The sequence below is a fragment of the Sphaerimonospora sp. CA-214678 genome (genome assembly GCF_050942215.1).
Taxonomy (GTDB): domain Bacteria; phylum Actinomycetota; class Actinomycetes; order Streptosporangiales; family Streptosporangiaceae; genus Sphaerimonospora.
Genome location: NZ_CP192056.1, coordinates 872,126 through 896,611, shown reverse-complemented (window position 1 = coordinate 896,611; position 24,486 = coordinate 872,126). Strand labels below are relative to the sequence as shown.

21 protein-coding genes, 1 tRNA gene and 1 pseudogene are annotated in these 24,486 nt (G+C 67.3%); 10 read left to right on the top strand and 13 right to left on the bottom strand.

Annotated elements, in window-relative coordinates; translation table 11 throughout:
- Window positions 1–153: 153 nt before the first annotated feature.
- On the bottom strand, window positions 154–2,079 hold the full coding sequence (locus ACQP1K_RS04235; protein ID WP_433499555.1) for a glycosyltransferase family 2 protein: 1,926 nt from the start codon (window positions 2,077–2,079) through the stop codon (window positions 154–156).
- A gap of 816 nt (window positions 2,080–2,895) precedes the next feature.
- Between ACQP1K_RS04235 and ACQP1K_RS04230 the strand changes: the two genes are divergently transcribed.
- From ACQP1K_RS04230 to ACQP1K_RS04215, 4 genes are all read left to right on the top strand, one after another.
- A complete protein-coding gene (locus tag ACQP1K_RS04230) occupies window positions 2,896–3,231 on the top strand; it encodes a hypothetical protein (RefSeq protein ID WP_433499554.1) in 336 nt (111 codons plus the stop codon).
- A 205-nt stretch (window positions 3,232–3,436) separates the two neighbouring features.
- Entirely contained in the window at window positions 3,437–4,141 is a 705-nt protein-coding gene (locus ACQP1K_RS04225) for an ATP-binding cassette domain-containing protein (protein WP_200926790.1), read from the top strand.
- A gap of 44 nt (window positions 4,142–4,185) precedes the next feature.
- Window positions 4,186–5,397, top strand: a complete 1,212-nt coding sequence (locus tag ACQP1K_RS04220) for a hypothetical protein (RefSeq protein ID WP_433499553.1) — start codon at window positions 4,186–4,188, stop codon at window positions 5,395–5,397.
- A complete protein-coding gene (locus tag ACQP1K_RS04215) occupies window positions 5,390–6,037 on the top strand; it encodes a hypothetical protein (RefSeq protein ID WP_433499552.1) in 648 nt (215 codons plus the stop codon). Before ACQP1K_RS04220 ends, ACQP1K_RS04215 begins: the two co-directional genes overlap by 8 nt.
- Window positions 6,038–6,094: 57 nt before the next feature.
- Here the strand turns inward: ACQP1K_RS04215 and ACQP1K_RS04210 are convergent, their stop codons facing one another.
- On the bottom strand, window positions 6,095–6,892 hold the full coding sequence (locus tag ACQP1K_RS04210; RefSeq protein ID WP_433499551.1) for a hypothetical protein: 798 nt from the start codon (window positions 6,890–6,892) through the stop codon (window positions 6,095–6,097).
- A 286-nt stretch (window positions 6,893–7,178) separates the two neighbouring features.
- Here ACQP1K_RS04210 and ACQP1K_RS04205 point away from each other — a divergent pair, with 286 nt between their 5' ends.
- On the top strand, window positions 7,179–7,766 hold the full coding sequence (locus ACQP1K_RS04205; RefSeq protein WP_433499550.1) for an N-acetyltransferase family protein: 588 nt from the start codon (window positions 7,179–7,181) through the stop codon (window positions 7,764–7,766).
- Between the two features lie 4 nt (window positions 7,767–7,770).
- On the opposite strand, the gene ACQP1K_RS04200 is transcribed toward ACQP1K_RS04205, so the two are convergent.
- Window positions 7,771–7,899 (bottom strand): hypothetical protein, encoded by a 129-nt coding sequence (locus ACQP1K_RS04200; protein ID WP_433499549.1) that lies wholly within the window; start codon window positions 7,897–7,899, stop codon window positions 7,771–7,773.
- Window positions 7,900–8,248: 349 nt separating this feature from the next.
- Between ACQP1K_RS04200 and ACQP1K_RS04195 the strand changes: the two genes are divergently transcribed.
- The 3 genes from ACQP1K_RS04195 (at window position 8,249) to ACQP1K_RS04185 (ending at window position 11,915) form a co-directional block, all read left to right on the top strand.
- Window positions 8,249–9,469: a cysteine desulfurase-like protein gene (locus tag ACQP1K_RS04195; protein WP_433499548.1), complete on the top strand. Its 1,221-nt coding sequence runs from the start codon at window positions 8,249–8,251 to the stop codon at window positions 9,467–9,469.
- Window positions 9,470–9,558: 89 nt separating this feature from the next.
- Window positions 9,559–10,182, top strand: coding sequence for a TetR family transcriptional regulator (locus tag ACQP1K_RS04190; RefSeq protein WP_433501481.1), 624 nt, complete (start codon window positions 9,559–9,561; stop codon window positions 10,180–10,182).
- Window positions 10,183–10,328: 146 nt separating this feature from the next.
- Complete coding sequence (locus ACQP1K_RS04185) at window positions 10,329–11,915, top strand: FAD-dependent monooxygenase (RefSeq protein WP_433499547.1); 1,587 nt, start codon at window positions 10,329–10,331, stop codon at window positions 11,913–11,915.
- Between the two features lie 86 nt (window positions 11,916–12,001).
- Here the strand turns inward: ACQP1K_RS04185 and ACQP1K_RS04180 are convergent, their stop codons facing one another.
- From ACQP1K_RS04180 to ACQP1K_RS04165, 4 genes are all read right to left on the bottom strand, one after another.
- On the bottom strand, window positions 12,002–13,252 hold the full coding sequence (locus ACQP1K_RS04180; protein WP_433499546.1) for an NAD(P)/FAD-dependent oxidoreductase: 1,251 nt from the start codon (window positions 13,250–13,252) through the stop codon (window positions 12,002–12,004).
- 106 nt (window positions 13,253–13,358) lie between these two features.
- On the bottom strand, window positions 13,359–13,790 hold the full coding sequence (locus tag ACQP1K_RS04175; protein WP_433499545.1) for a DoxX family protein: 432 nt from the start codon (window positions 13,788–13,790) through the stop codon (window positions 13,359–13,361).
- A gap of 434 nt (window positions 13,791–14,224) precedes the next feature.
- Window positions 14,225–14,716 (bottom strand): hypothetical protein, encoded by a 492-nt coding sequence (locus ACQP1K_RS04170; protein WP_433499544.1) that lies wholly within the window; start codon window positions 14,714–14,716, stop codon window positions 14,225–14,227.
- 102 nt (window positions 14,717–14,818) lie between these two features.
- Complete coding sequence (locus tag ACQP1K_RS04165; protein ID WP_433499543.1) at window positions 14,819–15,988, bottom strand: hypothetical protein; 1,170 nt, start codon at window positions 15,986–15,988, stop codon at window positions 14,819–14,821.
- A gap of 601 nt (window positions 15,989–16,589) precedes the next feature.
- Between ACQP1K_RS04165 and ACQP1K_RS04160 the strand changes: the two genes are divergently transcribed.
- On the top strand, window positions 16,590–16,718 hold the full coding sequence (locus ACQP1K_RS04160; RefSeq protein ID WP_433499542.1) for a hypothetical protein: 129 nt from the start codon (window positions 16,590–16,592) through the stop codon (window positions 16,716–16,718).
- A gap of 478 nt (window positions 16,719–17,196) precedes the next feature.
- Here the strand turns inward: ACQP1K_RS04160 and ACQP1K_RS04155 are convergent, their stop codons facing one another.
- Window positions 17,197–17,598 carry a VOC family protein gene (locus ACQP1K_RS04155; RefSeq protein WP_433499541.1) on the bottom strand — a complete coding sequence of 134 codons (402 nt, stop codon included), beginning with the start codon at window positions 17,596–17,598 and terminating at the stop codon, window positions 17,197–17,199.
- A gap of 572 nt (window positions 17,599–18,170) precedes the next feature.
- Here ACQP1K_RS04155 and ACQP1K_RS04150 point away from each other — a divergent pair.
- Window positions 18,171–19,442 (top strand): MFS transporter, encoded by a 1,272-nt coding sequence (locus ACQP1K_RS04150; RefSeq protein WP_433499540.1) that lies wholly within the window; start codon window positions 18,171–18,173, stop codon window positions 19,440–19,442.
- Here the strand turns inward: ACQP1K_RS04150 and ACQP1K_RS04145 are convergent, their stop codons facing one another.
- From ACQP1K_RS04145 to cysS, 5 genes and pseudogenes are all read right to left on the bottom strand, one after another.
- On the bottom strand, window positions 19,443–19,916 hold the full coding sequence (locus ACQP1K_RS04145) for a hypothetical protein (protein WP_433499539.1): 474 nt from the start codon (window positions 19,914–19,916) through the stop codon (window positions 19,443–19,445).
- Window positions 19,913–21,191: pseudogene (locus tag ACQP1K_RS04140) on the bottom strand (IS256 family transposase). The gene ACQP1K_RS04145 and the pseudogene ACQP1K_RS04140 overlap by 4 nt, the downstream one beginning before the upstream one ends.
- A 670-nt stretch (window positions 21,192–21,861) precedes the next feature.
- Window positions 21,862–21,934 (bottom strand) — tRNA-Thr (locus tag ACQP1K_RS04135).
- 48 nt (window positions 21,935–21,982) lie between these two features.
- Window positions 21,983–22,948 (bottom strand): 23S rRNA (guanosine(2251)-2'-O)-methyltransferase RlmB, encoded by a 966-nt coding sequence (gene rlmB, locus ACQP1K_RS04130; RefSeq protein WP_433499538.1) that lies wholly within the window; start codon window positions 22,946–22,948, stop codon window positions 21,983–21,985.
- Window positions 22,949–23,015: 67 nt separating this feature from the next.
- Window positions 23,016–24,410, bottom strand: coding sequence for a cysteine--tRNA ligase (gene cysS / locus ACQP1K_RS04125; RefSeq protein ID WP_433499537.1), 1,395 nt, complete (start codon window positions 24,408–24,410; stop codon window positions 23,016–23,018).
- Window positions 24,411–24,486: the final 76 nt, after the last annotated feature.

Here is a 24,486-nt window from a genome sequence, read left to right as displayed (position 1 = left end):
CGGAAGGTGTTTTCGCTGCTCAGGGGATAGGTGAGCGAGAAACTGCAAGATCACGAACATGAAATCCCTGGTCACGGCTCGAAGTGCGAGCATTCGCAAGATCACGTGCGGGGGGCGGGGGGGTGGGGGCGGGGGGTTGGCGGGCTTCGACGTTCAGAGGTGGAAGCGGCGGAGCGCCCGCCGGAGCAGCGTGAGCGGGGTGGCCACGCGCACCGCGACGCTGAGACGTCGGTTGACCGCCGTGGCGTACGGCCTGGCCGTCCACTGCGCCGGGCCGTACCACCAGCGCAGCGGTCGTTCCAGCGTCTCCGGCCCGCCGACCACCTTCACCGGGAACCTCGCGGGCGGGCCACCCACGTCGAGCTCCAGATGGGCGTCCCAGATCCCGGCGCGGAGGCGGCCCGTCTCCGCCGCGAACTTCTGCGGCCCGATCGCCCGCACCACCGTTCGGCGTTCCAGGCCCGATGCCCGCTCGCGCCAGACGAGCCGTCGTGCCGCCGCCGCTCCCGGCGCCTTGCCGATGTGCACGCTGCCCTCGATCCGCAGGCGTCTGCCCACCCATCGGGTGCGCGTGAGCCGTACCGAGCCGGGAACCCTGACGACGTGGCCGCCGACGTCGAGACTGAGATGGCCGTGCGCCCGGGTGAGGAACGGCACGACCACGACGCCGTCGGCGAACCGGGGACCGGGAACGCACAGGTCGGCGGTCCGCCTGCGGCCGAGCCTGACCGACCTGCACGCGCCCTCGCACTCCACGGCCGCATACACGTCCCACACGCCGGCGGGGAGCGAGGTCGCCTCGATCACGGCACTGAACAGGTCGGCCACCCGCGTGACCGGGGGCCGCCGCTCCTCGAGCGAGGTACGCTCACGCAGCACGACCCCGGGCCGCCCGTCCAGACCGGCGAGCGAGATGTGTCCGGAGATCACCAGTCGGCCGCCATACCACTCGACGCCGGTCAGGCGGTGCCGCAGGAGTGCCGTCTCCACCCGCGCGAGCCGTACGAGCCGTTCCGGATCGTGCAGCGCCCCGATCCGGGCACGGTCGATGCCGTCCAGCCGGTCCCGCACCCCCTCGGTCAGCCAGTCGGCGCAGATGCCCGCCACCTCATGCGCGATCTTCTCGCGCTCGGCCTCGCCGGCCGCCAGGAACGGCGCGCCGAGCTGGGCGAAGACGTCCAGCCGGAAATGACGCAGCAGCAGGTGATCGCGCAGCGGCCCCGGCGGGACATGCCGCGCCATCAGCTCGATCGGCGTGCGGACCACGCGCAGCCAGGTGAGCGGTTCCGGGCCGGCCGGCGGCGACTTCAGGTGCCCCGGCGCTGCGTCGAGGCCGTCCTGATCCGGATCCGAGATCTGGAGATCGGAGCGGACGGCATGGGGATGCTGGTGATAACAGTCGTGGTCGGCGACCACCGAGATCACTCGGGCATGGCAGTAGGCATGCACGGAGAAGACCATGTCCAGGGCCGCGTCCGTATCGGAATCCACCCCCGAGTCCACCCCCGCTTCCGCCCCCGCGTCCGCACCGAGGCGGAGCGTCTCGTCGAAGCGGATGCCGTGCCGCTCGAGCAGCGATCGGCGGAACAGCTTGGCACAGGAGAGATCGTCGTAGACGGCGCTGCCACATAAGGCCGCTCGCTCGACGTTCTCACGGTAGAGCGCCGCAGGCGGGCGGGGAACGGCCCGGCCGCGGCCGGCGCTCTTCCCGAGCACGATGTCGGAGCCGTTCCGATCGGCCATGGCGACCATCCGCCGCAGTGCTTCCGTACCGAGCCGGTCCGCTGGATCGCAGAAGAGGACATACCGCCCGGTCGCCGCCGCGAGCCCCACATTGCGCAGCCGGCCGCGCAGGCCGGTGTGCCGCTGATGGATCACGGTGATCAGGCGGGGATGGTGTGTCGCGTAGAGGTCGAGGAGCCGGGGCGTGCCGTCACGGGAGCCGTCGTCCACGACGATGATCTCTTTGCTGACGCGCTGCACGAGGAGGGACGTCAGGCAGTCGTCGAGGTGCGCGCGGCAGTTGTACGTCGGCACCACGATGCTGACGTCGACCCTTCCATCACGCTCCGTATCCATCGTCCACCATTATGTGACGCGGAGGGGGTGAAGCATCGGCCATCCGCCACGACCCGCCGGATGGCGCTTTCCTCGGGCCCCTGCCTTGGGCCCTGATAGCCCCGAGTCGCAGGGTTTGGTCTCGGGTCGATCAGAACCCGTCTGCCGCCCGCCGGCGTGTGGCTTGCACGGGCGGCCTCCCGGAGTGTTCCTTTGCCATACAGGGAAACCGCCCCCGCCCCATCGACGGCGGCCAACACGGGTCCCGCGGATTCCAAACCCACCCCAGCCGAGATCCCGCAGGTCATTTGGGCAGGTCTGGCCGTCCGGCTCCGCCGGCGTGACCGAGCACAACAGTTGATCTCGGTCTTACGGTCCGTTGCCAGGCGGCGCCGGATCGATGGTTGCCTTGCGGCATGCCAGCGAGAATGCGCCACAAGCAGACCGGCGCGGCCTGACCGCCAGAGAGCAACGATCTCTATCCGTACGAGGTTCGGCGTCGGATCTGCCGGCCGCTCTGTCCGCCAAGGCTCGGGACACCTCGATGCATGGCCAGATCGTTCATCTCGTATCACTTCAAAACGGGGCCTGTCTGCGAACCTGACAACCGGCAAGGCAGATCGCGACTCCGAGGTCCTGAGCGGCTGAGCCTTGGCTGAGCCTAGACCAGCGTCAACAGCCATACATTTACTGGCAACTTGACCCTTTTTGTGCGCCTCGCTTGCAATGTCACAGAGTTTTATGATCCACTTAGGCGCGTCAGAGCTGCGGACGCCAGTCCCGCGAAGAATCAGCGCCCGCAGCGCATCTACGATGCAGTAAGGATAGTATCACCAAATGAGACCCCTGCTGGGCCTCAAGCGGGCCGGAGTCGGCCTGGCTCTCGGATCCGCACTGGTCGCCGGAGCCGTGGTCGGAATAGCTCCCACCGCAAGCGCCGCCGGTACCTCACCTTCGACGTATGGCTGCTACGCGCAGTGGTGGGACACCGCATTTGCGGGCAAGTGTTCGAAGGCAACCCAAACAATCTGGCCCGTCTACGTCGAGGGTGACTGCGACTGGGAGCTAGACAAGGAAGATGGCCCGTTCACCATCCAGAAGGGTTTCTCCGGTACCTTCGACAGTAACGAGTGCACGTTCGAGGTGAACAGGGCGTGGCTCGAGTTCTGGTAATGAATGCGAGAGCTTGCGGGTGGTTCCGGGCCTGAAGTACTAGCCCTCCGCGTAAGCTCTCAACAGAACGAGAGAGCACGATCTCCTCAGCGGGTGCCCACAGTTGTGGGCACCCGTACTAATGGGTCGTTGACAGGGCTAGGGGGAATACGTGGGACCAGTCGCGGAACTTCGGGGTGTCGGGCAGGGATACGGCAGACGTGAAGTGATCCTCGATCTGGATCTAGACGTGCGTCCGGGAGTTCTCGGCCTGCTAGGACCGAACGGTGCCGGCAAAACCACACTGTTGCGAACTTTGGCGACCGTGGTGCCGCCCACCCGCGGCACTGTGTGGATCTGCGGGGTTCCTGTGGAGTCGCAGCGCGATGCGCAGCGAGCACGGCGACATATTGGATATCTCCCGCAACATTTCGGTTTTTATCCAGGCTTCACCGTACACGACTTCGTCCGATATTGCGCATGGCTTCGCGGCCTGCCAGATTCCGCCGCTGATGCCGCAACGCACGAGGCCATCGCCTTCGTCGATCTCTCCGATCGGTCGAGAGCCAAAATGAAGTCTTTGTCGGGTGGGATGATCCGCCGATGCGGGATCGCCTCGGCGATCGTGGGACGGCCGAGGCTTGTGCTGTTGGATGAGCCAACCGTGGGTCTCGATCCAGCTCAGCGATTGGAATTCCGATCCGTAGTGCGCAAGCTCCGTGATTCTGGGACCGGGGTCGTACTCAGCACTCATCTCGTGGAAGATGTGGCAGCAGTCTGCGACGACATTGCGGTGATGGCGAATGGACGTCTGATTTGGCAGGGCGATCCGGATAGCCTTGCCGCCGCCGCCCACCCTACCTCCGACGGCGACACCCCTCTGGAACGTGGCTACATGAGTCTGCTTGCAGGGCTGAGGGTGTCCGCATGAGGCATGTGCTACGGATAGAATTACGTCGCTCTCCGCTGCGTTGGTTGCTACCCCTGCTCATCGCTCTGGACCTTGCCATGCTGTTCGGCAGGAGCACCTGGTGGATCGGTGTCTGGCCGGAGGCCAGCGCGGCGGCCCAACTTCCCGCGTTCTTCTTTGGAATCCTCCTTGGAGGTGGCGCGGCGTGGACGGCTGGACGAGTCCATCGGGCAGGGACCGCAGAACAACTCGCCGCCGCCATGCAGCCGCGGTGGCGGATCGAACTGCCGGTATGGCTAAGCTCGTTGATCTTTGGGCTGATCGCCTACGTTCCCGGCGTGGCGCTCGCCTTCATCGTGAGTGCGCCGGACGCGGGACCGGGTTTCCTCTGGCCGTCCTATCTCCTCCTCGGCGCATGTCTAATAACACTCAGCGTCAGCATCGGGCACCTGGCCGGCAAGCTTTGGCAGTCCAGATTCATCCCGCCCATCGCGGTCGCGGTATGCCTGTTCGGGCAGGTCATGGTTCCTCCCATACGGTTTTACGTTCTTTCAGGACATGTCCAGGCAGAGGTTTCGCCTTCCGCACTCATCACCCGATTCACCCTCACCCTCTTACTGACCGCAATGGCGTTGACACTTCCACCACGGCAGGTTGTCCGCGATGCGGGATGGCGGCTGAATACTGCTCCTATCAGGGGGATCGCGGCGGCTATGCTGTTTTCCGGCCTTGCCACGGTGGTCACGGCGGGGCCTCTACTAGTTGCCCGACCCGCTCCCGCTGATCCCCTGTGCTCTGACGAATCTCCAAGGGTATGCGTATGGCCGGAGAACAGGAAATACCTCGGAACGATCGATGCGATGGTCGCTCGACTGGTCGCTCTTCCGAACGGCGTGCTCAAACTCCCGGACACTTTCTACGAACGAGGGCTACGCGACGCGTCCGTTCCCGAAGCAGGATCAGATTTCCAGATCCTCGCCGGCCCTGTGTCAGTGCCCTTCTTCCTGTCATCAGCGGTCACCGCGCGCACAGTGCCCGACTGTGAGGTACCCCAGGACGTCGAGCAGCAATTCAGCCACGAGGTTTTCCACCTTGACGCATATCTGCAGGTACGAACTTTTGGGAACGCCGCAGCCCTGGGGGAGGGCGGCGGCCCACCGGGGGTCGATATAAAGGAGATCGTGCAGGTTATTCACCTGCCGGAGTCAGGGCAGGCCGATTGGATAAAGGACCGCCTGACGGCAATCCGGCAGATCGGCGCAAACTGTCATGGCTGACTTGTTGGCCAATACCCTGCTCTATTCTCGGGCACATCATCTCCCGCAGATGTTGATCGGCTATGCGGCGGCGACAGCGATCGCCTGCTGGGCGGGTAGTGGCGATATCGTCCTACCCGCCGCCAACAGCCGAGGATGGTCCGAGATGGCGAGCGTGGCCGCGACGACTATTCCCTTCGCCGCCTTCGCAGCAGGTAGCCTTCATAGTTCCATGGGATCACTTGAACAGGCGGCCACCCAGCGATTGGTGAGAGCCGAAGTGGTACATGTAGTGCTATCGCTCTTGCTCGCTGCCACGCTTATCAGCACGGTCACAGTGGTGGCCGGATCTGTCGGCGGTGCCTTCGAGGCGATCCGGAATCTTGCCCTCTACGCCGGACTCGCACTCGTATCTGGCCGTCTCTTCGGCCGGTCACTCTCGTGGATCCTGCCGATCGCCGACTTCATTATCGTCGACTTCTGGGGGGTCGACGGAGCTCATCCCCACTGGTGGGCCTGGCAGTTCCAGGTCTACGACAACGGTGGGTCCTGGATCGCGGCGGGTGCCGTACTGGCCGCTGGTCTGGCCGCCCTGACACTCCCACCCCGAATATTCGGACTGACGATCACCAGGTTCAGCTCATCTACGTCGACTGCGTGAGGTGAGGGCGGCTCGCCCTTTCCCTCGTCCGTCCGTCGAAATCCGGAGGCGCGGTGTTCAGTCCCAGGGGCGTACGGCCGGTGCGCCGCTGTTGACCTGCCGGGCGTTGCGCAGGCGCGTGTCCATCAGGATCCGCAAGTCGGCGAACAACCGCGGATTCGCATCGATGATTTTCTGCTGGTACGCGGCGTAGATCGCTTGGCGCTTCCCGTAGTAGTTGGTCTCCAGGCGGCACCGATGGTCGTCCACCGCGGTCTGGATCTCCGCCGGAGTCCCCTGCGGAGGGGGATCGTGGTCGTTCTTGGCCGTGATGGCCCAGCGCGGATCGCCCACGGCTTCCAGCGGCTGAAAGTAGGCGTAACCGGCGTGGTGCATGCACTCGGCCCAGGCCGCATCGGCAACGTGGAGTCCTGGATCCTTGTGCGCGGACCAGGACACGTCGTCCATGAAGTTCTGGAGGCGCAAGGCGTCCACCCTCCCTGGCGTCCTCCGGCCGTCGAAGCTCGGCGCGCCGGCGTTGAGGATTCCTTCGGCCGCACCGCTGCATCCTCCGACGGGGACCTTCTTGCCGCCCACGTGGGCGGCCTTGCCCTCCAGAACGCGAAACTCCGCGTCCGAAACACTACGGGATTCGTATGGATCGTCCACTCGACCCGGCGGTGTCCCGTAACCGTATCTTTCAACCTGATTGTCGCCGAGCCAGGTGATATAGCCCACATTTCGGGGATAAGGGGTCGAGTCGGCCACCTTGATCCGAAAGTCGTGCCCGAACACCCGCATGCACTCTTCGACAAGCTCGGCATAGGCCCGCGCCACCTCCAGCTGCTGCGCGGGCGTCAGGTCGTAGGCGTCCATCGGGAGGACGAGGTCGGCGGTGGACGTGGGCACCGGCACCGACGACCTGTCCGCCCCTGCGCTACCTCTGCTGAAAACAGTGGCGACACCCGCGGTCACCAGGCCCGCCAGCAGGACGCCTATCGCAACGGCCGGAAAATGTCGGGGCGCCATGAATTTTCTCTTCCCTCGCCGATGGACACGCCGTCAGGCAACGATCAGGGCCACTGAGAATATCCGATTGGCTGGATTTCATCTCGACCATAGGATCATCGGCATCGGATTCGCCTGACCGGGGAGAGCTCTCGTGAGTGGTGTCAGCACCCGCGATATGGCCGCCCATGATATCTGGGCGGTGTCCACGCTACGGGTCACCGGCTGGAGAACGGCATATCGCGGGATCGTTCCCGACGATTATCTGGACGGACTCAGCGTCGAGGCCGACGCGGAGCGTCGCAGGAGCGTGTTCCAGAAGGATCCCCGCATCCAGAATGTCGTCGCCGAGGACGATCGGGGAGTGGTGGGCTGGGGAGTCCTGGGCCCCTGCCGTGACGACGACGCCACCGACACCGACGGTGAGGTGTACGCGTTGTACGTGGCAGTGGCGCGGATCGGCACAGGGGTCGGCCGCACGCTCATGGGAGAACTGATAAGGCGAGCGGAAAGGGCCGGGTTCACTGCTCTCACCCTGTGGGTGTTGGCCGAAAACCACCGCGCGAGACGCTTCTACGAGCGCGCCGGGTTCGGCTTCGACGGGTCGCAGGCCGAATGGTCCGTCGACGGAATCTCGATTCCGGAGGTCAGATATGCAAAAGACGTGAGACACAGCGGAAGCTCTCCTGTGCAGGAATCCTCGCCGATGAGCCCGACAGCGTCCGGCAGCACCCGCCGTTAATCGGCTACAAGCCGGCGATTACTTCGTCGGCGCGCAACGGCTCGGTCCTCGCCTCGAGGGTGGTGCGGAGAGTGTCGGCCGCGGTTTCGGCCTTGGCGGCATCGGCCCGGGCGTTGAGCATGTAGGACGCCACGATGTCGTCCAGCAGTTCGCCGGCGGTCCCGTCGGCCAGGGGCTTCTGGGTGCCACGTATCCGGCACCGCCTCTTCCGTGGAGTTGCCCGTGAGCCGGACCCCGACACTGGGGATCGTGGTCCCGTCGATGGTCAGGTCCGCCTCGACGCACTCCTTCTCCCAGCTCAACTCTGCGTATCAAGAGAACGGAAGATCGATCAGGGAGGTTTCGGCCACGCGGCCAGGAGTCTCGGTTGAGACCGACCATCGTGCCGCCAAGGGCGATCACGACTTTCCTCACGTTCCTCCCGGTATCGGCGGGTATCCGCCCCTTCCCTCCGACCCGATATCTCACGACACTGGTGAGTCATGAGCTTCGACATCAAACGTGTCCGCACCCTTTATCCCGCTTTGTCCGACGGCTACGCCTGGCTGGACGCCGCAGCGGGCACACAGGTACCCCAGCCGGTGATCGACGCCATCGCCGCCGCCTACACCACGGGCATCGGCAACTCGCACGGGGCGTTCCCGGCCAGCGCGCGTTCCGACGCCATCGTGGGCCGGGCCAGGCAGGCCGTCGCCGACCTCGTCGGCGGAGATCCACGCGGCGTCGTCTTCGGCCCCAACATGACCACGCTGACCTATCGGTTCGCGTACGCGCTGGCGAAGGCCTGGGGGCCGGACGACGAGATCGTGCTGTCCCGGCTCGACCACGACGCCAACGTACGGCCGTGGGTGCAGGCCGCGACCCGTGCCGGAGCGCGCATCCGCTGGGCTTCCGTCGACGTGCCGAGCGGAGAACTGCCCGCCGAGCAGTACGACGAACTCGTCACTGAACGCACCAGGCTCGTCGCGGTCACCGCGGCGAGCAACATCCTGGGCACCATGCCCGACGTCCGACGGATCACCGAGCGCGCCCACGCGGTGGGGGCGCTGACGTATGTGGACGGCGTACACGCCACCCCGCACATGCCGATCGACATGGCCGCGCTCGGCGCCGACTTCTACGCGACCAGCTCGTACAAGTGGTCGGGCCCGCACATCGGAGCCGTCATCGCCCGGCCGGAGCTGCTGGAACGGCTCCGGCCCGACAAACTGGCCTCCTCCCCCTCGGAGGTGCCCGACCGGTTCGAGACCGGCACCCTGCCCTTCGCCGACCTGGCCGGGGTCTCCGCCGCGGTCGATCACCTCGCCGAGCTGGATCCGGACGCGACCGGAACCCGCAGGGAACGGCTGCTCGCCTCGATGACGGCGGTCGAGGCGTACGAGCAGGCCGAGCTGGCCCATCTGCTCAAGGGGCTGTCGTCGCTGTCGCACGTACGACTGGTCGGCTCGCCGAGCCGTCGGACGGCCACCGTCTACTTCAACGTGGCCGGACACTCGCCGCAGCGGGTCGCCGAACACCTCGCGGCCCGCAAGATCAACGTGTGGGACGGACACTGCTACGCCTGGGAGCTCACGCAGGCGCTCGGCATCCGCGACGGGGGCTCCGCCGTACGGGCCGGGCTCGTCCACTACAACGACCGCTCGGACGTCGACCGGCTCCTGGAGGCATTGGACGATCTGCCACGACAGGGCGGCCACCGGTAGCGGCGGGAGGCCGGTCCGAACTCTCGCAAACTTGCGCGCCACGCACTCTTGCGCGGCGCGCAAGTTTTGCTAGGGTGGTGTTCGTGAGCATGGATGAGCCCGGCGAGCGAATGGGTCTGCGCGAGCGCAAGAAGCAGGAGACCCGCATCGCGTTGAGTTGGGCGGCCATCCGGCTCACCGTGGAGCGGGGGTTCGACAACGTCCGGGTGGAGGACATCGCCGCAGAAGCCGGTGTCTCTCCGCGCACGTTCAACAACTACTTCTCCAGCAAGGGCGAGGCCATCGTGGCCCGGCACCTCGACCGAGCTCGCCTGATCTCCCAGGAGTTGCGCCGCCGCCCGGCGTCCGAACCCCTCTGGGAAGCCCTCACCACCGCCGTGCTGACGCAACTCGCGCTCGGAGAGGAAGTCGGCACGAGCCGCCCTGACCAGCACTGGCAGGACGGCATCCGGATGATGCTGAGCGAACCGTCACTGCAGGGCGAGTTCCTCAAGGGCAGCGCCGTCATCGAGGCCGAGCTGGCCGCGGCGATCGCCGAACACACCGGCACCGACGCCACCTGTGACCTCTATCCACGCCTGGTGGCGGGCGCGGTCGGAGCCGCGATCAGGGTGGCCATGGACCAGTGGCTGCACGCCGACCCGCCGGTGCCGATCACATCGCTGATGGAGGACGCGCTCCGCCGGCTCTCCGCCGGGCTGCCAGAACCCTGACCTTGGTCCCCGTACTCGGGTTTCCGTTACCCGGGTTTCCGTACCCAAGCCTGCGTCGTCCGCCGCGACCGATCGCCCGCGCGCGAGTCCGCGCGCCGCCGGGTCGGTTCGCCATGCCTTCGAACACGTCCCAGAGGAGGACCGTCATGTCCATCGACGTCGCGATCGCCGGAGCAGGCCCGAACGGGCTGATGCTCGCCTGCGAGCTGGCCCTGGCCGGCGTACGGCCGATCGTGCTTGAGCGCCTGCCGGAACGCACCACAGAGAACCGGGCCAACGGCCTGGTGGGCCAGGTCGTGCGGATGCTCGACCGCCGCGGCCTGTACGGGCGCCTCGGCGGCGGCGGCGAGCCGCCCCGGCCGACGCCGGGGTACATGTTCGGCGCGCTCCCCCTGAACCTGGGCCCGCTCGGCGCCGACAACCCGGTGCACCTGCTGCCGGTGCCGCAGCTCCGCATCGAGCAGGTCCTGGAGGAGCGCGCCGTCGAGCTCGGCGTGGAGATCCGCCGGGGCCACGAGCTGACCGGACTCCATCAGAACGAGGACACGGTCGCCGTGGACGTGTCCGGACCCGGGGGTGCCTACCGCCTACGCGCTCGCTATCTCGTGGGCGCCGACGGCGGGCACAGCGTGACACGCAAGCTGTCCGGCATCGGCTTCCCCGGCGTGACCAGGGACGAGACGATCTCCCGTGCCGCCAATGTCAGCGTGCCGTCCGAGTTGGTCGACCCGGCGACCGGCGGGCTGAACGTCCCCGGCTACGGACTCATCCCGCCGAACATGCACCACCGCACAGAACGCGGCGGATTATTCGCGTTCGCATCGTTTCCACCCCGTCCGCCCCTGGTCATGACGCTGGAGTGGGAGCCGGGCCGGACCGGCGACGGGTCCACCCCGAAGCTGACGCTGGACGAGATGCGCGAGAGCATCCGCCGGGTGCTCGGGGTCGACGTACCGCTCGGCCCGCCCGAAGGCCCGGGACCTCACCTGCTGCGCCGCGTGGTCGGCGGCAACACGCGGCTGGCCGACCGGTTCCGTGACCGTCGCGTGCTGCTGGTCGGCGACGCCGCGCACGTGCACAGCGCGCTCGGCGGCCCAGGGCTCAATCTGGGCCTGCAGGACGCGATCAACCTGGGATGGAAGCTCGCCGCCGAGCTCCACGGCTGGGCCCCCGCCGGGCTGCTGGACAGCTACGAAACCGAGCGGCGGCCGGCCGCCGAACGGGTGGTCATGCACACACAGGCGCAGTCGGCTCTGATCGCCCCCGGCAGCGAGGTCACCGCGCTGCGCGAACTGTTCACCGAGTTGCTGCGCGACCGCCGGAACGTACGGCACATCGCCGAAATGATGTCGGGTGCGGACATCAGGTACGCCCCGGGCTCTGCCGACGCCCACCCACTGGTCGGCCGATGGGCCCCCGACCTGCTCCTGGAGACGGGGAAGGGCATGGTACGGCTCGCCGAGCTGACCAGGACCGCCCGGCCGCTGCTCCTGGACATGACCACCGGCGGATCGCTCACCGAGGCGGCGTCCGGTTGGCACGACCGCGTGGACGTCATCGCGGCACGCCCCCGGCCCACCACGGCGCCGTCGGACTCCCCATCCGCCCTGCTTCTCCGTCCGGACTGCCATGTGGCGTGGGCCTCGGCCTCGCCGTACCCCGACGAACGGGAACGCGACGGGCTCCGTACGGCCCTGGCGGAGTCGTTCGGCCCCGCCCACTCGATGGCATGACGCCGGCCGAGCCGGTCGTGGCTCGCCCACCCCGGCGGCCCCTCTCCCGAGATTTTCGAGAATCCGGCCAGGACCGCTGCCAGGCGTCACGCGCCGGTCGTCAACCGGTCCAGCGGCACGTCGGGATCCGCGAGCCTGTCCCGGTCGACCCGGGCACCTGACCGGATCAGGTCCTGAATCTGCCCTATGACGTCCCAGATGTTCGCGTTCATCCCGGCCAGCACCCGGCCGTCCGCCAGCCAGAACGCGATGAACTCCCGCCCGGCGAGGTCGCCGCGTACGACCACGTCGTCGTACTGACCGGGCTCGGCGTAGCCCGCGTACTCCATACCCAGGTCGTACTGATCAGTGAAGAAGTACGGAATGCGGTCGTACGCCACGGACTCGCCCAGCATCGACCGCGCGGCCGCCTGGGGCTGGTTCAGGGCGTTCGCCCAGTGCTCCACCCGGATGTGCTTGCCGAGCACGGGGTGGTAGGCGCTGGCCACGTCTCCGGCCGCGTAGATGTCCGGGTCACCGGTCCGCAGGGAGGCGTCGACCACGATGCCGTTCTCGACCTCCAGGCCGGCCTCGGCGGCGAGCCGGGTGTTCGGCGTGATGCCGATGCCGACCACGACCGCGTCGCCGTCGATCCGGGTGCCGTCCGCGAGCCGCACTCCGGTGGCACGGCCGCGATCGCCGACGATCTCGGTGACCTGTGAGCTGAGCCGCAAATCCACGCCGTGCTCACGGTGGAGGTCGGCGAAGACCGATGCGATCCGCGGTCCCAGGACACGCAGCAGCGGCAGCTCGTCCGCCTCAACGACGGTCGCGGCGACGCCGGCCTGCCTGGCGGCGGCGGCCGTCTCCAGACCGATCCAGCCTCCTCCGACGAAGACGACGCGGGAGGCGGTCTGGAAGACCTGCCGGATGCGTTCACAGTCGCCGACATCGCGGAGGTAGAAGACGCCCTCGAGATCGGCGCCGGGAACGGGCAGACGGCGCGGGGAGGCTCCGGTGGTGAGCAGCAGCTTGTCGTAGCCGATCTCTTCGAGACCGGCCTGGTCGCCGGTGGAGACGGTGATCACGCGCCGATCCCGGTCGATTGCGCCGACCGTGCCGCCCAGGCGCAGATCGACGTGCTGCTCGGCGTACCACTCCGGCGGGTGTACGAAGATCTTCTCTCGGTCCTGCTTGCCCTGCAGATATCCCTTGGACAACGGCGGACGCTCGTACGGCCGTTCCCGCTCGTCCCCGATCAGCACGATTCGGCCGTCGAACCCCTGCTCGCGCAGCGCCTCGGCCGCCTTCGCACCGGCCAGGCTCGCTCCGACGATCACGAATGTGGGCTGTGCCATCTCGCGTGCTCCCTGCTGCCGCTGAGTGATGGGACGATTTGATGCAAAGACGATTTGATTAAATCAGTGTCCCGTCATCCTTGCGGGCAAGCCGGACCGGAGTAATTCAACGCACGGGGTGCTCGGCGGCTCTGTTCCGGCGGCCTCGCCACAGGTTGTCGGCGGCCAGGGCGCCCCCGCCGGTGAAGGCGATGGCCAGGCTGGCGGCGGCGAGACCGAGGACCAGCTCGAAGCCGTCGGTGCTCACGAAGATGCCCTTGTTCGCATGCACGAAGACGAGCGCGCCCAGCATGTCGAGCGTGAACAACGTGCCGAACACCGGCAGCAGCAGTCCGAGCACCAGGGCCACGCCGCCGACCAGCTCGAGGACGGCGGTCCCCAGGGCGGAGACCCACGGAAGCGGAACGCCTTCCGACCGGAGGTACGCGGCCGTGACGTCGATGCCGGATGCGAATTTCTCCCATCCGTGCGCGAAGAAGATGAAGCCGAGAGCGAGACGGGCGAGCAGCAGGGCGATCGGCCGTGCCTTCTCAATCACAGGAGTCCCCTGTTCCCTGCCACCGCTCATCACGTACGGCTACGCCCGATCATGACGAGTGGTGGACAGATCCTTGGACCGACGGCGCCTTCTCCGACGTTATGGCAGTCCAGGGGACGCACAACCTTGTCCGGTCAATGCTCTGTCCAGCGATTCGCCTCCCGCCCGTCCACCGGGGCACGTCGGTCACGGCAGCCTTCGGCGTCGGACCAGAGCGAGGTCCCCCGACGTCGTGAGATGGCGACGAAGCGCGAAAAGTGCGGCTTCGTCACGGCCGTCGGTGCGGCTCTGGAAGGCGTCCCCGGCGAGGCGTCGATCGGTACCACGGCGTGCTCGCGGTCGTCACCCGATCATAGGTCCCTCGACTACGACGTACCGCCTGTCCCGGCGCCCCGCGAGTACGTCTCCGCCCACGATCGCAGTGAGGCGATGGGTCACCTGGGACAAGCGTTCTTCGGGCGGATCGTGTAGTTCGGAGGGTCGTTCATGTTCCTGCCAGAACCCAGACCCGTCCAGTAGACGCCGAACGCCGCCTTCGGCTCACCCTCCGACAGGACGACCGGGAAATCCGAAACGTACCGCTGGCCATCGAGCGTACTGCCCTGAACCACCAACTTCCAGGTCTCTTCGTACCCGCGCGTGGCCGACTCGTGGACCGCTCGCTTCACGGTGGGCCGGTCTCCGGGTAGTAGACACTCCCTCGATGCATCCTTCAGGAGAGTCGCGCATGTCTCCTTACTGCGCGCGAACTCGGCGCAGAAATCGGTGATACCGCTCTTGCCGACTCCGGCCACGACCTCGGCGAGGACCGCCTCCGCCACCTCCTGGGTGAACGCGGCCACAGGAGGTGGCTTGGGCCGCTCCGGCTCGGCCGTACAGCCCGCCACCACCAGCACGACCGCGACCGTCACCACGCTTCGTCGCATGATCAAGAGGATAGGTCCCCGGCTCCAAGGGCACGCGGGGATACAGCGACCACCGCGAGACGCCGGCGCCGCACCACCCCTTGAAGGGCTGCGACCCGCACCTCACCAGCGCAGGAGCGCGCCGATGCCGACCGCCTCGCTGAGCGCACCGGTGGCGGCGCCCTCGATCGGGCTGACCCGCGCTCCGGTGGAGAACGCACGCTCGACGAGCCGCTCGGTCAAGCGGGGTTCGGGTGTGCCGGGTCTACCGTCGGTGCCGACCTCGGCGCCCGCGTACAACGCGCCGTCGGCCCCGACCGATCCCGTATAGCGAACCTCCGGGTCGTACACCAGATGGGCGACCCGACCCTCGTTCAGCGCCGCGGCCACCTCCGACAGGCCCAGGGCGCCTGTCCCGCCGAGGGCGGCCTCCCGGACCTGCTCGACCAACCGCCGCTCCCGCAGGGCGTGGTCCTCGTGCAGCCGCTCGGTGACGGCGCTACGCAGCCCTTCGTCATCCAGGCCCGTGAGCACCCGAAGGTCCTGAATCACCCGGTCCTGAAGCGCTTCGGGGAGCTTCGCGGCGACCGGCTGCGTCCAGCGATCTCCACCGCTGACCAGAATCCGCTCCCACCGTCGTTCGTCCATCATCCCCGCGGCGGTCTCCACCACCCCGTCCAGGAACCGCCGCACGCGCTCCTGCTGACGGGCCTGCCGCTGCTCGAGCATCGGGGTGTGGAACTGGCCGGTGGGGCCGCCTCCGATCTGGCCCGCCCTCTCATGGGACGCCTCAACCTCCTCCTGCTCCAGCAGGCTCACGAGTTGGAGCTTGCCGAGCCGCCACTCCAGCAGCCGTGCGTCCTGACCCGAGACCAGGATCACGCCGGCCGGCCGGCCTTCGTCGAGCAGTTCCAGCAACGGGTGGACGAAGGGACCGTCATCGAGCACGACGCGATTGGGCACCGGCATCTGGCTGTCCAGGCGAAGGATCCAGTCGCCGGACAGTGCGGCGAACGCGATACGTCCACGGCCAGACTCGGCCGGGTGCGTGAGAAGCTCCAGCTCAGGCTTGAGCCGCTCCAGCGCGGCACCCACCTCGCGGCTCCGTTCGGAAAAGCCGTCCTCCCTGACCCGGCGCTGCAGTTCCCTGTACCGGTTGTGGATGTCGATCGCCGCCGCCTCGGGGCCCCCGGTCGGGTCGGCGTTCACGTACAGTGACAGCACACCGAGCGAGTCGGTACGACGGGACAGCTCCAGCAGCTCCTTGTCGTCGAGCTGGTCGATGGTCGTCAAGTCTTCTCACCCTTCCGCGGAGGCGCACCGGCGGTCGCGAAACGCCTGGCAGTTATCTGTACCCTTGCAGCAAATCCGCACACATCGACACGAAATCACCCATAAAGTGCGGTCGCTGAATAGATCGGTAGTACGCCGACCCCTCATGGTAACTGGCAGGCATCGACGTGTGCGTCCCGCCACCGCTCACGGCTTCAGCTCAAGCCTCTTCCTCGACGCACCCGGGAACACGACGACCAGGTGCACCTCCCCCGCATCACCGACCCGCACGTAGACACGAAGCCGGTAGTGCCCTTCCCCTCGATCGCCAGGTTCGGCACCGGGGCACCCGCGCCCACTTCTCCGCCTTCCATCGCCGGCACGGTGAGCTTGCCGCTGCGGCTGACGATCGGCACCTCGTCGACCTGATCCCACCCGGCCGCCCGCAGTGGCGGCGGGGCGCGGAAGGCCTTCTACTCCGCCGTCTGTACTACGCGCCAGGCACAGGAACACGCCGCCACGTTCCGCAGGTTTCAGGTCGCCGAAGCTGGGCCGGTCGAAGCAGCCCATCGACCAGCCGGTGTAGGTGAGGTGCGGGGTCTGCTCCAGGTAGATCATTGTGATGATCGGCAGTACGGCCACGGCCGCCACCGCGACGCGGATCACCCGCCGCCGCGCGGGCGGAAAGTCCGCAGGGCGGCCGGGCAGTCCACGGGCGGTCGCCCACCGTGCGACGGCGGAGGAACTGTGATGCCCCTCGACAGTCACGCAAAGATCGTCTTCCGCCCGGATCGCGGCGGGGATGATTGGCCTCCGGCTGGGGCGGAGTCGCCATGGGGAGAAGTCACCGGTGATCCCGATGTGGTGCGGCTGGCAAACACGCCGTTTTTCGTGCGTGGGGTGGCCTTGGGCGATCAGGTGCGTATATGCGGGACGATGAGGACGGCTCGTGACAGTACAAGCGTTGGCGCAGGAGTCGTGTCATTCGACAGTGCGAATCGTCTTCCATGACGAGGGCTACGAACCGGAGATCCAAGCCAAGCTGACGGATTTCGGCTTGCGAGTGGGGGGCTGTCTCCGCGTTCCCCAATTTGATCGCGGTGAGCGTTCCCTCGGAACTCCCCTATGTGATACTTCGGGTCTGGCTGGATGAGGACTGCGCGGCCGATCTCTTCAATTTCGAGGAAGGGTGCATCTCTGCTCATCATCGGGCGAAGGCTGCCCCACGGCTAGGGCCAGATCAGGCCCTGGTCGGTCCAGATGACGCCCTTGTTGCGGCATAGGCAGAAGGGGTGGCCGATCGGGTCGGTGTAGACCCGCCAGCCATAGCCGTCGGGGCCGATGAAGTCCTGCCGCAGCGTCGCACCGCGGTCGAGGACGCGGCGCTGCTCAGACTCGATCTCGTCCACTTCGAAGTCGAGGTGGAACTGCTTGGGGTGCTCGTTGTCTGGCCACTGCGGAGCGCGGTAGTCGTCCACTCGGATGAAGGCCAGCTCGACCTCACCGAACTTGATGCCGGCCCAGTTCTCGTGGCTGCCTTCCTTGATCGGGCGGCCTGTCACCTCGGAGTAGAAGGCCGCCAGCTTCATGGTGTCCGGGCAGTCGATGATGAAATCGGTGAGTCGCAGCATGCCCGCGATCTTTTCACAACATTAAGGGAGCCTGGAGGCGTGCCCGGCCTTCCAGACCGAGCCGACCGATCATCTGGGGTTCGCGCCCTACGACCCGGCCGTTAACGGGTCCCGCTACCCCGCCCCTCGCTCACCCTGCGAACCGACACAACCGCTCTCCGATGCGCCTCTTGCTGTCGCCCCGGGCACACATCGGTCGGACTCCCCCCATCCCTACCGGTGGCTTCCACAGCAGTAGGCGGCACTGGCCCCCTTCAATGCGAATGCTGGTGCAGCGCGCCATCCCTGATCGGCGATCGCCGAAGAGTGCTGTCACGTGCGCCGGGCCGTGCCGCTCGATGACCTCCGCAGCGACCCCGTACCAGCGGTCTCACTGACTTTTCGCTGACTCGGCTTCCTCCCCCCTCGATCGGAACCTGGCCCCATCGCGCGGAGCGTCGTTAGGGTGACGAGCATGTTCCTCGCCCTTGCCTAGGACACCGATCAGCCGCATCGAATGGCGATGCGGCGCTTTCGCGTCCTTTCACTGTGTAGCGCTTCGGATGCGCTGTCCTTCCTGAGGAACATTCCCCATGTCTTCGCCTTCGCGGTCTTTGTCGTACCTTGCTGTTCTCTCCTTCCCATCGGCCGGGCGCGCCTTCAGTGCCGCGCTCCTGGGCCGGCTGTCCTATGGGACGGTCTTCCTGTCCTTGACCTTGGCGCTCGCCACCGCCACCGGCTCCTACGCCCTCGCGGGCGCCATCATCGCCATGGAACGGCTCACCAACTCTCTACTCTCACCGATGCGAGCGGCGCTGATCGACCGCTACGGACCACACCGGACGCTGCCCCCGATGACCGTCCTCTATGCGCTGCTACTCCTCTGCCTGACCGTCCTTACATGGCGACCGGGGACTTCCGGGGGAGTGCTGGCAGCTCTGGCCATCGCGGCGGGCGGCTGCGCACCCCCGCTGGGGCCTGTCATGCGGACGCTGTGGAGTGATCTGCTGCCCGACCGGCAGATGCTGCATCGCGCCTACAGTCTGGACACAGTCGCCGAGGAACTGATCTTTATCGCCGGGCCGCTGCTGGCCGGGCTGTTGGCCGCCCTGACCAACCCCGCGGCGGGAGTGGCTCTGAGCGCAGCCCTGATAACGCTCGGCGTCTTCGCCTTCGTGTCGTCACCGGCGGTACGCTCCGCCAGGCCGACGCAGACAGACATCGCTACGGGGGCCGCTCCGCAAACAGAGCCCGGCACAGACTCGGCGCTAACCGCGCCCAGACAGAGGTGGACTCACGACATGGGTGCGCTGATCCTGCCAGTCGCGGCATCAGTCGCAATAGGTCTGTGCTTGGGGGCTCTGAGCCTGCTCATGGTGGTCTTCGCCGAACGGCACCATCAGACTGCCGCGGTGGCGTGGGCCCAAGCCGCACTCTCGGCCGGCAGCGCGCTCGGTGGCCTGGCCTATGGTGCCATCTCCTGGCGCATTTCCGGGAAAACGCGACTCGCGGTGCTGGCCATCGCGCTGAGCCTCGCACTTGCCGGGGCCGGAGTCTCCCCGAATCTGTACATCCTGGTCGTGCTGGCAGGCATTACGGGCCTGTTTGTGGCTCCCACCCTGTCCACCACCTATCTGCTCGCCGACGAGTTCGCCAAACCGCAGCACCGGACCCAGGCGGGCGCGTGGGTAAACACCGCCTTCAACACCGGTGACTCCGTGGGGACAGCCGCCATCGGCCTCGTGGTGGACAGCCTGTCCCTGGCGCTGTGCTTCCTACTGGCGGCGATCCCCACCTTGCTTACAGGCCTTATGGCAGTGGGGCCGACGAGAAATCGTCAAGACCTGTGGATCAAAAAGAGTTAGCTATCGGCGTCGCTCAGTCAGCCAGCGGTCGGCGACCGTGCGAACGCGTCGTGTCCTTCCCTCGCTGGCGAGCAGGCGCAGTGCGGCCGGTGAAGTGAGGATCTGCACGGCCGCGCGCTGGAACCAGTCGGAGGCAGCAAGAAGATCCTCCGGTTTCCACGGGGCATTGATGGCGATCGCCCTGAGCAGTGTCCATTCCTGCAGGCGGTGGACCAGAAACTCCTGCTCTCCGAGAGCCGTGGACATGGCGTGGAACCAGTCGGCGAATTCTGGGTCGGTGAGCAGTTGCGCCGCCCGCCGGTCCAGATGCCGGACCACCGCCGACTGCGCCATCACGGTATCCGGATCGCGCAGGACCGACCGCGCCAGCGCGGCTTCGTCCTCCTGGCGGACATCCGCCAGCTCTCGCAGGTAGCGGGCGAACCGTTGATGTTCGTCATCGGCCGGCTGCGCGGTGTCGCTCCAGCCGTTCACGCCGCCACCTCTTCGGGACGTTCGACCAGTTGGCCGTTGATGAAGGTCGCTCCGGTGCGGACCAGGGCGACGAGGTGGGGCGCGTTGACTGCGCGCCAGCGGGCCTGGGCCGACTCGATCAGCTTGAACGCCATGGCCAGCCCGGCCGCCCGCGATCCGGGGCCTTTGGTGACCTTGGTGCGATGCCGGACCGTGGCGAACGTCGACTCAGTAGGGTTGGTCGTGCGTAGATGCACCCAGTGCTCAGCCGGGAAATCGTAGAAGGCCAGCAGCTCGTCAACGTCATCGACGACTTTCGCCACGGCCTTGCCGTACTTAGCACCGTAGGCGGCCTGGAATGCCTTCACCGCCGCCAGGGCGTGGTCCTTGTCCTCGGCGTTCCAGATCTCCGCCAGCGCCTTCTCCGCACCGGGCTGCGCCGATTTCGGCAGGGATCCGAGCACGTTGGCGATCTTGTGAAACCAGCAGCGCTGAGCCCTGGCCTGCGGAAACACCTCCCGTAGGGCGGTCCAGAACCCGAGTGCGCCGTCCCCGACGGCCAGGACCGGGGCGCGCATCCCGCGACGTTTGCAGTCGCGCAGCAGGTCCGCCCATGATTCGGTCGACTCTCGGTAGCCGTCGGACAGCGCGATGAGCTCCTTGCGGCCGTCAGCGCGCACACCGATCATCACGAGCAGGCACAACCGCTGCTCCTCCAGGCGGACGTTGATGTGCACGCCGCCGGCCCACAGGTAGACGTAGTCCACGTTCGACAGGTCGCGATCGGTGAAGGCGCGCTGCTCGGCCTTCCACTGCTCGGTCAACCGGGTAATCACCGGCGCGGACAGGCCGGAGCTCGAGCCGAGGAACTGCCCCAAAGCAGGCACGAAGTCTCCTGAGGACAGGCCATGCAGGTAGAGCAGCGGCAGCACCTCGGTGATCTTCGGTGTCTTACGCGCCCAGGGCGGCAGGATCGCCGAGGAGAACCCGCTTGCGCTCTCCGGTCACCTCATCGATGCGCTTGTCGTTGATGCGTGGTGCGCGGACCTCGATCGCGCCGGCCGCGGTGAGCACCTCCCGCGGGTGGTGGTAGCCGTTGCGCACGACCAGGCGCCGCCCGGCCTCGTCCCGTTCGTGGTCGAACTGGGCGATGTAGGCGTCGACCTCGGCTTTGAGTGCTTCGGCGAGCATCCGGCGGGCGCCCTCGCGGACGATCTCGTCGATCAGGGAGGAGGAGACGGGGACTTCTACGGTACGGCGGTCGCCGTCGGCGGGGTCAGAGACTACGGTGAGCATCGGGTGTGCCTTCCCAGCCGGCGTTGGCGCGTCGGCTATGCGTGAGAGACCTCAAACGATCAGTGGGAAGGTACACCCCTTCCCAGCCGATCCACAGGTCTCAAGCATTGCTCTGGGCCGACAACCAGGACGGTCTGCGAGGGCATGGGCAGCTCGCCGCTCCCAGGACCGGTAGCGCCCGCTCGGGGAGCGAAACTTCAACGGCTCGTTCGCACCACGCCGGGTTGTGCGTCAGCGGCCATCAGGGTGAGCACAGATGTGGGAGTGCTCACGCGCGGCACGGGGCCGACCCCCGAACGGCAGATTTTCCAGCACGGCAGAGGCCACCGAACAGCGCGACTGGCCTGCATGTTCGTCGTACCAGGCATAGAACGTCACCGTCCAGGAGCATCGGCAAGCCGCCCACTGGGCTGGTCGGCAACTCCACCAAGAGCCTGCTCAACAAGAGTCGCGTCGAAATTTTCGGGGTCGAAGCCAACCGCCATCAGGTTGCTTCGGGCCTCCGCCTCCGGGTGCTCCCGGCTCAGCAACAGTTTTTCGTCCGCAAAGGACCGGACGAGTTGCGCGCCCAGAGCCTCGACGGTGGCGGCTGAGGACGTTGCTGTATTTCGCTGCTGTACGGAGATCGCAAAGGCCCCTCGCGATGATCGCAAGGGGCCTTTGACCTGCGAGCCGCCTTGGGGAATCGAACCCCAGACCTTCTGTTTACAAGACAGATGCTCTGCCGATTGAGCTAAGGCGGCCTACCGAGACGAGTTTAGTGGGCCGGGGGGCCTATCGTCACGGTGGAATCACCGGCGACGGCGACGGGCGACCTCATAGAGGGCGATCCCGGCGGCGACGCCCGCGTTGAGGGACTCGGCCGCGGCGTTCATGGGGATCCGTACGACCAGGTCACACGACTGCCGTACCAGCCGGGACAGGCCCTTGCCCTCGGAGCCGACGACCACGACGAGCGGCTCGGCGATCAGCTCGGCGTCGGCGACGTCCATGGTCGCATCGCCGTCGAGGCCGATCACGAACAGGCCGGCCTCGCGGTACGCGACGAGCGTCTGGGTCAGGTTCGAGGCGCGGGCGACCGGAAGGTTGGCGAGTGTGCCGGCCGAGGTCTTCCACGCGCTCGCCGTGACGCCTGCCGACCGGCGGGACGGGACGACGAGCCCGTGCGCGCCGAACGCGGTCGCCGAACGCGCGATGGCGCCCAGGTTGCGGGGGTCGGTCACCCCGTCGAGCGCCACGATCAGCGGCACCTCGGCGGCGTCCCGTGCCCGTTCGACGAGCTGCTCCGGGTGGGCGTACTCATAGGGCGGGACCTGCAGGCCGATGCCCTGATGAACACTGCTCTCGGTCAGCCGGTCGAGCTTGTCACGGGTGACCTCCAGCAATGCGATGCCGCGACCGGCCGCGATCTTGATCGACTCCCGGACCCGGTCGTCGTTGTCGATCCGCTGCGCGATGTAGAGCGCACTCGCCGGGATCTCGGCGCGCAGCGCCTCGAGGACGGGGTTGCGCCCGCCGATGATTTCCGGCGCGTCATCCCGGCGCTGCCGAGTCGGCGTGCGAGCCGTACGCTCGCCGGAGGCCCGCCCGGCGGCCTCACGCTCAAGCCGCTGCTCGCGTGCCTTGTCCTTGTACCAGTGCCGCATGTGAGCGGGCGGAGTCGCGCCTCGGCCCTCCAGGGAACCGCGGATCTTCCCGCCCGATCCCTTGGGAGTGCCCTGCCTCTTAGCCGGCTTCCTCGAAGCCCGTCCAGCCATGGTCTCTAGCGTACGGCCCGCGCCGGGGAGCTTTGCCAGAAGCGATGGCGACGCGGAAAAACCGTCACTACCGCGACAGCTCCCAGCGGGGGCCCTGAGGAGTGTCCTCGACCACGACTCCGGCGGCGGCGAGCTGGTCACGGATCGCGTCGGCAGCGGCGTAGTCCTTACGGTCGCGGGCGGCCTGACGCTGCTCAAGCGCGACCGCGATCAGCGCGTCGACCACCTCGCGCAGCCCCGAGTCGCCGCCAGAACGCCACTGCTCCGACCTGGGGTCGAGACCGAGCACGTCGAGCATGTTCTGCGTCTCGGCCAGCAGCCGGGCGACCTGCTCCTTGTTGCCCTGGGCCAGCGCCACGTTGCCCTCACGGACGACCTCGTGGATCACGGCCAGCGCCTGGGAGACGTTGAGGTCGTCGTCCATCGCGTCCACGAACGCCTGCGGCAGCGGGGCGTCGGCGTCCACATCGTGGATCACCTCGGCCGCCCGCGTGACGAACCCCTCGATGCGCCGGTAGCCCGCCGCGGCCTCCTGGAGCGCCTCCTCCGAGTAGTCGATCTCCGACCGGTAGTGGGCCGCGACGAGGTAGTAGCGCAGTTCGACCGGGCGGACCTTGCGGAGCATCTCGGGGATCAGCAGGGAGTTGCCGAGCGACTTGCTCATCTTCTCGCCGCCGAGCTTCAGCAGGCCGTTGTGCAGCCAGTAGCGCGCGAAGCCGTCACCCGCCGCCTGCGACTGGGCGATCTCGTTCTCGTGGTGCGGGAAGATCAGGTCGACACCGCCGCCGTGGATGTCGAAGGTCTCTCCGAGATACTTCGTGGCCATCGCCGAGCACTCCAGGTGCCAGCCGGGACGGCCGCGCCCCCACGGCGTCGGCCACGTCGGCTCGCCGGGCTTGGCGCCCTTCCACAGGGCGAAGTCACGCGGGTCGCGCTTGAGCGAGTCGGTGTCGGTGTCGCCGGCCGCCCGCATGTTCTCCAACTTCTGGTTGGAGAGCTTGCCGTACCGATCGGCGTACGACACGACGTCGAAGTAGACGTCGCCGCCCACCGCGTACGCGTGGCCCTTGTCGATGAGCCGCCGCATCAGCTCGACCATCTCGGGAACGTGACCCATCGCGCGCGGCTCGACCGTGGGCGGCAGGCAGCCGAGCTGGTCGTAGGCCCAGGTGAAGGCACGCTGGTTGCGCTCCGCGACGACGAACCACGGCACGCCTTCCCCGGCGGCCACTCGGATGATCTTGTCGTCGAGGTCGGTGACGTTGCGGCAGAACGTCACGTCGTAGCCCTGCCGCGTCAGCCATCTGCGGAGCACGTCGAAGTTGACCCCGGACCGGATGTGGCCGATGTGCGGCGGAGCCTGAACGGTCGCACCACACAGGTACATCGAGACCCGGCCGGGCTCGACCGGAACGAATTCGCGGACAGCACGTGTGCTGGTGTCGTAGAGGTGCAGGCTCACACACGCAAGGCTAACGCCTGACGCTACGGCGCAAGCCTACTTACGGGTCCGTGAGCGCCCCGCGGAGGCATTTCCC

What these genes read in the sequence shown, in the direction of transcription:
- ACQP1K_RS04190 (WP_433501481.1), top strand. Translation starts at nt 9,559, where the DNA reads ATGGATGAGCCCGGCGAGCGAATGGGTCTGCGCGAGCGCAAGAAGCAG.
- ACQP1K_RS04150 (WP_433499540.1), top strand. Translation starts at nt 18,171, where the DNA reads ATGTCTTCGCCTTCGCGGTCTTTGTCGTACCTTGCTGTTCTCTCCTTC.
- rlmB (WP_433499538.1), bottom strand. Translation starts at nt 22,948, where the DNA reads ATGGCTGGACGGGCTTCGAGGAAGCCGGCTAAGAGGCAGGGCACTCCC.
- ACQP1K_RS04195 (WP_433499548.1), top strand. Translation starts at nt 8,249, where the DNA reads ATGAGCTTCGACATCAAACGTGTCCGCACCCTTTATCCCGCTTTGTCC.
- ACQP1K_RS04180 (WP_433499546.1), bottom strand. Translation starts at nt 13,252, where the DNA reads ATGGCACAGCCCACATTCGTGATCGTCGGAGCGAGCCTGGCCGGTGCG.
- ACQP1K_RS04215 (WP_433499552.1), top strand. Translation starts at nt 5,390, where the DNA reads ATGGCTGACTTGTTGGCCAATACCCTGCTCTATTCTCGGGCACATCAT.
- ACQP1K_RS04230 (WP_433499554.1), top strand. Translation starts at nt 2,896, where the DNA reads ATGAGACCCCTGCTGGGCCTCAAGCGGGCCGGAGTCGGCCTGGCTCTC.
- ACQP1K_RS04185 (WP_433499547.1), top strand. Translation starts at nt 10,329, where the DNA reads ATGTCCATCGACGTCGCGATCGCCGGAGCAGGCCCGAACGGGCTGATG.
- ACQP1K_RS04155 (WP_433499541.1), bottom strand. Translation starts at nt 17,598, where the DNA reads ATGCTGCGACTCACCGATTTCATCATCGACTGCCCGGACACCATGAAG.
- ACQP1K_RS04235 (WP_433499555.1), bottom strand. Translation starts at nt 2,079, where the DNA reads ATGGATACGGAGCGTGATGGAAGGGTCGACGTCAGCATCGTGGTGCCG.
- ACQP1K_RS04210 (WP_433499551.1), bottom strand. Translation starts at nt 6,892, where the DNA reads ATGGACGCCTACGACCTGACGCCCGCGCAGCAGCTGGAGGTGGCGCGG.
- ACQP1K_RS04160 (WP_433499542.1), top strand. Translation starts at nt 16,590, where the DNA reads ATGATCGGCAGTACGGCCACGGCCGCCACCGCGACGCGGATCACCCGC.
- ACQP1K_RS04170 (WP_433499544.1), bottom strand. Translation starts at nt 14,716, where the DNA reads ATGCGACGAAGCGTGGTGACGGTCGCGGTCGTGCTGGTGGTGGCGGGC.